The sequence below is a fragment of the Oceanotoga teriensis genome, assembly GCF_003148465.1.
Classification (GTDB): domain Bacteria; phylum Thermotogota; class Thermotogae; order Petrotogales; family Petrotogaceae; genus Oceanotoga; species Oceanotoga teriensis.
Genome location: NZ_QGGI01000026.1, coordinates 22,643 through 31,644, shown reverse-complemented (window position 1 = coordinate 31,644; position 9,002 = coordinate 22,643). Strand labels below are relative to the sequence as shown.

General features: G+C 25.0%; 12 protein-coding genes. All 12 read right to left on the bottom strand.

The genetic code is table 11. From position 1 onward, the window contains the following. Window positions 1-249 precede the first annotated feature (249 nt). Genes C7380_RS12490 through C7380_RS12435 form a run of 12 tightly spaced genes read right to left on the bottom strand, consistent with a single transcriptional unit; the run spans window position 250 to window position 8,977 of the window. Window positions 250-1,695 (bottom strand): complex I subunit 5 family protein, encoded by a 1,446-nt coding sequence (locus C7380_RS12490; RefSeq protein ID WP_158274911.1) that lies wholly within the window; start codon window positions 1,693-1,695, stop codon window positions 250-252. Window positions 1,696-1,697: 2 nt separating this feature from the next. Further along, entirely contained in the window at window positions 1,698-2,033 is a 336-nt protein-coding gene (locus C7380_RS12485; protein WP_109606434.1) for a cation:proton antiporter subunit C, read from the bottom strand. Next, a complete protein-coding gene (locus C7380_RS12480; protein WP_109606433.1) occupies window positions 2,033-2,725 on the bottom strand; it encodes an MnhB domain-containing protein in 693 nt (230 codons plus the stop codon). The genes C7380_RS12485 and C7380_RS12480 overlap by 1 nt, the downstream gene beginning before the upstream one ends. Then, window positions 2,722-3,501: a hydrogenase subunit MbhD domain-containing protein gene (locus C7380_RS12475; RefSeq protein WP_109606431.1), complete on the bottom strand. Its 780-nt coding sequence runs from the start codon at window positions 3,499-3,501 to the stop codon at window positions 2,722-2,724. Before C7380_RS12475 ends, C7380_RS12480 begins: the two co-directional genes overlap by 4 nt. Beyond that, window positions 3,498-3,782, bottom strand: coding sequence for a monovalent cation/H(+) antiporter subunit G (gene mnhG / locus C7380_RS12470; protein WP_109606429.1), 285 nt, complete (start codon window positions 3,780-3,782; stop codon window positions 3,498-3,500). Before mnhG ends, C7380_RS12475 begins: the two co-directional genes overlap by 4 nt. Beyond that, window positions 3,779-4,036: an MrpF/PhaF family protein gene (locus C7380_RS12465; protein WP_109606427.1), complete on the bottom strand. Its 258-nt coding sequence runs from the start codon at window positions 4,034-4,036 to the stop codon at window positions 3,779-3,781. Before C7380_RS12465 ends, mnhG begins: the two co-directional genes overlap by 4 nt. After that, a complete protein-coding gene (locus C7380_RS12460) occupies window positions 4,033-4,455 on the bottom strand; it encodes a Na+/H+ antiporter subunit E (protein ID WP_109606425.1) in 423 nt (140 codons plus the stop codon). Before C7380_RS12460 ends, C7380_RS12465 begins: the two co-directional genes overlap by 4 nt. 4 nt (window positions 4,456-4,459) lie before the next feature. Further along, window positions 4,460-5,419 (bottom strand): DHH family phosphoesterase, encoded by a 960-nt coding sequence (locus C7380_RS12455; RefSeq protein WP_240597620.1) that lies wholly within the window; start codon window positions 5,417-5,419, stop codon window positions 4,460-4,462. Window positions 5,420-5,435: 16 nt separating this feature from the next. After that, the gene (locus C7380_RS12450; RefSeq protein ID WP_109606423.1) at window positions 5,436-6,251 is read right to left on the bottom strand and encodes a purine-nucleoside phosphorylase; all 816 of its coding nucleotides are present in this window, start codon (window positions 6,249-6,251) and stop codon (window positions 5,436-5,438) included. Between the two features lie 14 nt (window positions 6,252-6,265). Then, window positions 6,266-6,928: a metal-dependent transcriptional regulator gene (locus C7380_RS12445; RefSeq protein WP_109606422.1), complete on the bottom strand. Its 663-nt coding sequence runs from the start codon at window positions 6,926-6,928 to the stop codon at window positions 6,266-6,268. A gap of 5 nt (window positions 6,929-6,933) precedes the next feature. After that, window positions 6,934-7,956, bottom strand: coding sequence for an HD-GYP domain-containing protein (locus tag C7380_RS12440; protein WP_109606420.1), 1,023 nt, complete (start codon window positions 7,954-7,956; stop codon window positions 6,934-6,936). After that, a complete protein-coding gene (locus tag C7380_RS12435) occupies window positions 7,949-8,977 on the bottom strand; it encodes an HD-GYP domain-containing protein (RefSeq protein WP_109606418.1) in 1,029 nt (342 codons plus the stop codon). The genes C7380_RS12440 and C7380_RS12435 overlap by 8 nt, the downstream gene beginning before the upstream one ends. Window positions 8,978-9,002 lie beyond the last annotated feature (25 nt).

Sequence of the window (9,002 nt, the reverse complement as noted above, 5' to 3'; positions counted from 1 at the left end):
TGTGTTAGGCGCGCCGCCAGCGTTCACCCTGAGCCAGGATCAAACCCTTCATCCTTATGGTTTGTCCTTCTTCAGTTCTTTCTCTGACGTCTTTTTCTTCCTTACCTTATTGGCTTTCTTCTATCCACTTTTCAAATAGCTTTTATTCCTTGCTTAACTGTGTTTAATAATATCATATTATTTTTATTCTGTCAATTTCTTTTGTTTGAACTATTCCTTAATTATTCGTTAATCCATTTGTTTATATTTTTAAATATACTTTAAACTCATTATTATTACAAGGAATATTAATTGATATAATAAAGAGTTTTCTAATGTAAAAAATTTTATATTTCTGAATTTTTTTTCAAATGATATTATTTTTTTATTACATATTTTTTCTAAAATTATATATAATATAGTTCCAACAAAGAAGTATATATAAGGTGATATTTCTATACTTTTATATTCAAATATTTTATTTGAATATATATATGTCAAAAAAAACATTACAATATAATTAATTATATATTTAAAATTTATATCTTTTTTTATTTTAAATTTCTTTAATACTTTTATCATATACATTCCAGATATTAATACATTAATATTTAAAAATAAAAAATTTGGAAGTGATTTTTTTATAAAATAGAACATCGAAGGATATACTCCAGAAAGACTCATAAATAATATTATCATTAATATATATATATCTATAGAAATAAAACTTCCATTTAATTTTGTTAATGATTTAGTTTTTTCTTTTTCATATATATCTTCAAATATAAAAAATAATATACCTTTACTGAACATATGATAAATTATAAAATAAATAAAGAGATCTTTATTTATTAATATTATAAGTAATCCATAACTCATATTTGTCATTGTAGAAAAAGCAAGCATTTTTTTTATGTCATCCTCAAATAATGTAAATATTGAAGAAATCGTAGCTGTTATTAAAGAATAATAAATTATTATATTATTTATTTTTGTATCTATTGACGGAGATATTAAATATATTGTATATAAACCTATTTTTACAATTAATCCAGATAATAGAGGAGATATTCCTTTTATAGCTTCTGAATGTGCATCAGGTAACCAACCAGATAATAATATTCCTCCAGATTTAATTAATAATGAAAATGTTATTAATATATATGGTATTGTATCAATACCTTTTTCTAAATTATATGGAAGATTTAATGTTCCACTTTTCATATATATTATTCCTACCCCAATCAAATAAAATTGTAAGGCTATTGTACTCATAAACATATATTTCATAGATGCCCATATTCTTTTTGTATTTCTATCCATGGCTATTAATAAAAATATTATTATAGATATTAATTCTATATGCACATATATATTAAAAAAATCTCTACTCATAAAAAAACTATTTATACTTCCATATAAAACTAAAAAAAATAGGTTGAACTCTTTTTTATAAATATCTTTAACTCTAAAAAATATTAGTATAAAAAATAATAAAACTGATAATAATAAAATCCTTATTTCAGCATTAAAAACAAATTCTATGCCTCTTATAAAATCATAATTACCTGGAGTAAAATTCCCAGGTTTTGAACTCATTATTATAAAAAAATTATAGATAAAACTTATATAAACAGGAATATTTTTATATTTTGATTTTATTAAGTAACATATTATTCCTGCAGATATTGGTATTAAAGCTAAAGTTAAATACATACTCATCCCCTACTTATTTTATCTTCTATTTCATCTATAAGATGTGTTTTTATTTTATTAGATAAAATCATTATAAATACAAGCATTAAAGAAAGATTTGCAAAACCTATAACTACTACTGTCAATAAAAAAGAATGTATCAAAGGATCTGAATATTTATCAATATTCAAAGTGATTATTGGAGATAATCCTTTGTATGCAATGGAAACAAAAAACAAAACATTTCCAGATTGGAATACTCCAAGATTTATAAGTTTTAATATCATATCTCTTTTTATTATAGTTCCAATAAGTCCTATTGCAGAAATAATTAGTGAAAGTATAATGTATATATGCATTATATAGTCCCCCTATGCTTTATAAACTTATACAGAATTGTCCATGTACCAGCAAATACTTCAAATGCTATTAAAATATTCAATAACATAGCTCCACCACCACTGAATAATTCTCCTGGATTACCTTTTAATGGAATATTAGAAAAAAAAGCCCCATTCCAAAAATATCCCAATAATCCATATAAAGCTATGATCAATGGAACTAATATTTTTACTTTTTCTATTTTGGATTTTATAAATATTTTTTCTATTTCATCTATAGGTTTAACAAAAGAAACTCCTATAAGTCCAGTTCCGAGTATTACTCCAGCAGTAAATCCACCTCCAGGGCCTAAATGACCTGTAACAGATATATATAATGTTACTAAAACTATTATTTGAAATAGTATTGGAGTTATTATTTTAACAACTATGCTATTTTCTTCAACAGAAATATTATTTTGTTCTGGAAGCTTTTCCATATAAAAAGATATTCCTATTACTGATAAAGTGAAAACAAGTACTTCAAAAAAAGTATCTATCAGTCTATAATCTAGTACTATAGCTGATACCATATTTATAGATCCATTTTCATTTATTATATCTTGAGGTTTAAAAACAGGATTATATATTTCATTTATATTTAAAATTTCAATACTGAGAATAGAAATTAATATAATTATACTTAATACGGTGATCATTTTTTTTATCATCCTATGTATCTCCTTATAAGTTCATTATATTTTTTTTCATCTTTCTTTATTTGACTTATATATTCATTAAATTCATTGGCCAAAAATTCATCTTTTTTATTAAATGCTACTTTATAACCAGTTTTATGAAGTTCAAGTAATTCTTTTTCATCAAATTTCTTACCCAGTAAAAATAAATATTTTAATCTGACTAAATCTATTATAAAGTTTTCTTCTAATTCTTCAACAGGGTATATATTTTGATTTTTATTTTTCAATATTATTCCAATAGGACTTTTTAAACCTTTTCCTGATTTTAATATCTTTGTAGGAAGTATTTCTTTTGAAAATGTTATTCCATCAACTTCTATTAAAGGGCAAATACCTCCTATAAGTATATCTCCATAATCTTTTAGTTCCATAAGTGGTTTTTTTGTTTTAATTTTTATAAAATTAGCTTCTAATCCTTTTTCATCAAGAAATTCTTTTATAAGATTATATTCAAATCCTCTCAATTCATCATTTATTTCTTCTATCATATATGGTGTTTCTAAATATAAAACTTTTATTTTAGCTACTTTTTTTATAGCTATTAAATATATAAAAAATATGAAAGCAGATCCAACAGTTATTTCTACTAAAGCCACATCCGGAGCATTCATTAAAAAAAAGATCCCTGATATTGCAGCACCGAATATTCCATAGGCTATTAAAGCATTTAAATTGTTATTTTGAAATAAAATATATATTGAAATTATTATCAATATAATAAAAAAGCCGTATATCATTAATATCATTTCTTATTCCCCCTGACTTTTATATCACTTTTTGAAGCTCCAAAAGCTAAAAGATGCGATATAACGGGAGAAGTTATTAATAAAAGTATTGAAATTATTATCAGTTTAGAGATATGTTCCGGATTTTTTATCATTAAAGATATTAAAATGGTAAAAATTCCCACTGTATCAGAAATTCCAACAGCTTGGATTCTTGAATAAAAATCTTTCATTCTTATCATTCCATACGTACCAATTATTATTAATATCATTCCTAAATAGAAAAGTATATTAGATATCATTTTTTCTTACCACCTTTTTGTAAAAAACGTGTGGTTATCAATATTCCAAAAATATTTAATAAAAGAAAAACTATTATCATATCCAAAAGAAAAAATTGTTTTGATTCAAATATATATATTAACATTATTAAAATCACTTTTGATGAAAATGAACTATATGCCAATAAACGGTCCCACTGTGTGGGGCCGTTTATTAATTTATATACTGTTATTATTAATGATAACATTAAAAATATTTGTATTATGTTGTTCAAAATAACTCTCCTTCCCAAACATCTTTTTTAGAATGTGCTTCTTCTTCGCTCGACGCTATTTTATGTATTAATAAATAATCATCAAACTCATCTACAAATAATGTCCCTGGAGTAAGAGTTATGCTATTTGATATAGCAACTTTTTGAGATTTACTTTTATTCTTTACTTTATATGAAACTAATCCAGAATGATTTTTCTTAAATATTAAAGGTAAAAACGTTATTGTTGATTTATACATATTCAATATTGTACCTAAAGAAGATATAAATATTTCTACTGTTCCTTTTATTTTTTTATCAAAAAATATATTTGTTATATATTCAGTAAAAAGAACAAATATTATTCCCATTATTATAGAAAAATCAGAAAAATCATTCATCATAATCATCCATATTAAAAAAAGAAATATACTAAGCATTATTTTATAACTTTTCTCCTATAAAATTAGATACTTTTTTCATAAGTTCTTCAATATTATCAGTTTTGTAGCTAAAACCAGCTGCTTTTTTGTGACCACCACCACCAAAATGAACAGCAACTTCTGATACATCAAACCATGATTTAGATCTCATGGATATATGATATTCATTATCTTTTGCTTGATTATACATTATAGCAACTTCAACACCTCTTAAAGATCTCAGATCCCCAACAAAAGGAGGTGTGTCTTTTTGCTCTATTCCATATTTATTTAACATTTCTAAACTTACTGTGGAATAAGCAAGCTTATTATCAAATTCAAATCTCATTTCTTCTAATACATCTTTCATTAATTTTATATGTTCTATTGGTTTATTTTCAAGAATTTGATTAGTTATTTTATTTAAATTTGCACCTTTATCAACTAAATAAGCTGCATCTGTGAATACCTTAGAATTTGTATTAGAATATTTAAAAAAGCCTGTATCTGTTGCTATACCTAATAAGTTTATGGTTGCAAGTTCTTCATCATATTCTACATTTAATTCTTTGAGCACCTCAAGAACTAATTGAGCAGCTGATGCAGATTCTGGAACAACCCAATTAATATTGCCATAATTTAAATTTGTTGCATGATGATCTATAACGATTACTCTTTTATATTCAAAAAGGTCCTGTACTCTTCCTACTCTATCAGGTGAAGATGCATCTACTATTATTATCAAGTCTGCAGGATTGTTTTTAGCACAGTCAAAATCTCTAACACATTTATTTATAGCTTCAAATCCAGATAAGTATTCTGGAATTTCATCATCTATTACTCCTACAACTTTTTTGCCTATTTTTTCTAATCCCATAACCATAGAAGTGACAGAACTCAAATCATCTCCATCAGGCATTATATGACCTGCAACTAATATTGTATCTGCATTTTTTATTTCATTTATTATTTCCTTTATCAAAATTAATTCCTCCTCTTTAAAATAGCTTTATTGCATTTTTTACAACTTGTTCAAATTGTGGTTTTATCTTATCTGCAATCTGTATAACTTCAGAATGATTTAATTTTTTTGGTAATATTCCACTGGCCATGTTTGTTACAGCTGAGAAAGCTATAACATTTATTTCAGCATGATTTGCTGCAATTATTTCTGGCATGGTTGACATTCCTACAAGATCGGCATGAAATTTTTCAAACATTTTTATTTCCGCCGGAGTTTCATAATTAGGGCCTAAATACCAAGCATATGTGCCTTTTTTTATACTTATATTATCTTTTTCAGCACATTCCTTTATAACTCTATTAGCCCAATTAATATCTATTGGTTCAGCCATAGGTACAAATCTTTGACCCAACTCTTCATAATTAGGTCCTATCAACGGATTTCTAAATGATACATTTATATAATCAGTATTAGCAACTATATCCCCAGGATTAAATGTCCTATTTATTCCACCAGAAGCATTCGTTAAAATCAATCCTTTAATTCCAAGATTTTTCATGACATATATTGGAAAAGTTATTTTTTTTATATCTAATCCCTCATATGCATGAAATCTTCCTTTTAATGCAACAACTGAAACTCCATCCAATTTTCCAAGGACTAATTTTCCATCATGTCCTTTTACTGTTGAAGTTGGGAAAAAAGGTATTTCATCATAATTAAACTCTTTTTTTTCTTCAATTTTATCTGCTATATAACCTAAACCAGAACCAAGTATTAATCCTATAATAGGTTTTTTGTCGGTTTTGTCTTTTATATATTGCGAGGCTTTTTCTACTTTAGTCAACATTTTTATACCTCCTTTTATTCTACTATTATCATTTTAGCATCTTCAATTGAAATTATTAAAAGTTTTGAATTTAAATTTATTTCTAAACTATTTTCGTTTTTTTCTTTTACAGATACACTCATCCCAGGATATATACCCATTTTAAATATTTTTTCTTTCATATCTTGATCACCGGATATATCCAAAATTTCAACTTCTTCTTCTATTTCTATTTCATCAAGCGTTGTTCTAAAAATATGCGGTAATTGAGATTTATATTTTTTTGTAAAATCTTGAAGCTTTTTATATTCTATTGGGTTTCTTTTTAAAAATATCAATAAAGATTCTAAAGACACAAAAAAGTTTTCTGTCATATGATGTTCAACACCACAAGCTAATTTATATGCTTCTTCTTTAGATAAATTAAGCATATTTACAAAAAAATCTACAAGAGTTATATATTTTCTATAAACTCTTTCCGCTTCAGAAAGTCCTTTATCTGTTAAATCTATATATCCATATTTTTCATGAGTTACATATCCAAGTTTTTCAAGCTTTTTTATAGCCTCAACAGTAGAAGCATCTCTAACTTCAAGCATTTTAGAAATTTCTTTTATTCTTGGTATTTTTCCATCTATATGTAATATATAGACTACTCTTAAATAATTTTCAAGACTTTCAGAAATATTCTTTTTCATATAATCTACTCCTTAAAGACTTTTAATATGTATTTGTTTTCTTGTTTCAGATCAATTAAGCATTCACCAATTTGAATTAAAGGTTGAAGTTCATTTGTTTCTCTTGCAGCCACAACAGTTCCAACTGAATAGTCATTTAACATTACTTTTGTACCAGGAGGATATAATCCAATAATTTTTATAAATACTGATACTATATCTTTATCAAATATCTTTTCAACATTTTGTATTATAAAAGAAATTGTTTCATAATTATTCCAAGGTTTTTTATAACTTCTTTTTGAAGTTAAAGCATCATAAACATCAGCTATAGTTATTATTCTCGCTACGAGAGGAATTTCTAAATCGCTTTTGTTATACAAATAACCTCTTCCATCAAATTTTTCATGATGATATAATATCCCACCGAGGACATCTTCATCAATTATTTTATTTTTTAATGCAATTTCATAACCATATCTAACATGATTTTTTATAATTCTAAACTCCTCATCATTTAATTTATTTGGAGAGTTTAAAATTTCATTAGATATTTTTGTTTTGCCTATATCATGAATTAAGGCAGAAAAAGAAACTTTTCTCACCATTTTCTCTCTAAGCCCCATATTTCTTGCTATTAAAGTTGCAACAACACATACATTCAAAGAATGAGTATAAGTATATTCATCATATTCTTGTAATTTTTTTAAAGGTAAATATATTAAATTTTCTTTATTTTTAATCATTTTTTTTGATATGTTATCCGAAATTTCTTTTAGTTTTTTTTTATCAAAATATTTATTTCTTTCGAGTCTTGTTAATTCATTTTTTATTTCATAATACCCTTCATTTAATTGTTCTTCATCAAGAATAGCCATATCATAAGCTTTATTTTCATATACAGGTATAACAAAAATACCATTAGCTAAAATGGTATTTTTGATTCTTTCATTTATTATTATACCTTTTTCTAAATTTAAATATGGTATATCAACAGCTAATATGTATTTAAAGGGATTTATTTTTTCAACATTTCGAAACTCATTCACCTTTTAAAACCTCTTTTATAAATATACCAGTTTCAGATCCAGTTTCTATTCTTTCACCATCCATTTCAACGACGGGGAACACTGTTGCACGTCCTTTTTTTACAACTATAGCTTTTTTATTATTATTTAAAAGAACAGTTGTACCTGTTGGATATAATCCAGTTATAGAAAAAAATGTACTCACATAATATGGATCGAACATCTTTCCAGACTGCTTTAAAAGGAAACTTATTGCTTCATATGGATTTTTTCCAGATTCTATCATTGAATCATAAGCATCTCCAACTTGAAGTATTCTTACCAAAGGATTTATTCTCTCCCCAGATAATCTCATAAATATTCCTTTTCCATCATATCTTTCATGATGTTCAAGTATTGCATCTATTGCTTCTTTAGATATATTATCTTTAAAATTTTTCATAGCTTTGTATCCAGATATTAAATGTGATTTTACAGTTTTATTTTCAAGATCTTCATAGTCATTTATAACTCTTTCTCCTAAAAAAGAATATCCTATATCATGTAAAAGACTTGCTTTTAAAAGTTGAAATGTAAATACATAAGGCATCTTTAAATTTACAGAGATTATTGAAGATATAATCGCCGTATTTATAGAATGTGCTGTTAAAGCTTCATCACCTATTGCATGAAAAAGATTTAAAACTATATTTTCTTCTTCAACAAAAGTTGAGTATATATCTTTTACTAATGTATTTAATTCTTCTGAGTTTTCATTCAATTTTGTTATATCTTTTACTTTTTCGAATTGATTAGTCCATGACTCATATTTTTGTTTTTCAACTACTGGAGGTATTTCTTTAAATATTATCTTTATATCTTTATCCATTTGAAAATCGTCTTCATCATAAACATATACCATTTTTATAGAATAATTTTTTAATTGTTGTATATCATGAGCAGTTAGAACTGTTCCTTCTGATAATAATATAATAGAATTTTTTGTAACATCCTCAGCAATTACATAACCTGGTTGTAAATCAGAAAATAAAACCTTTCTCATAATAAGTCCCCTCCATAATTAACCC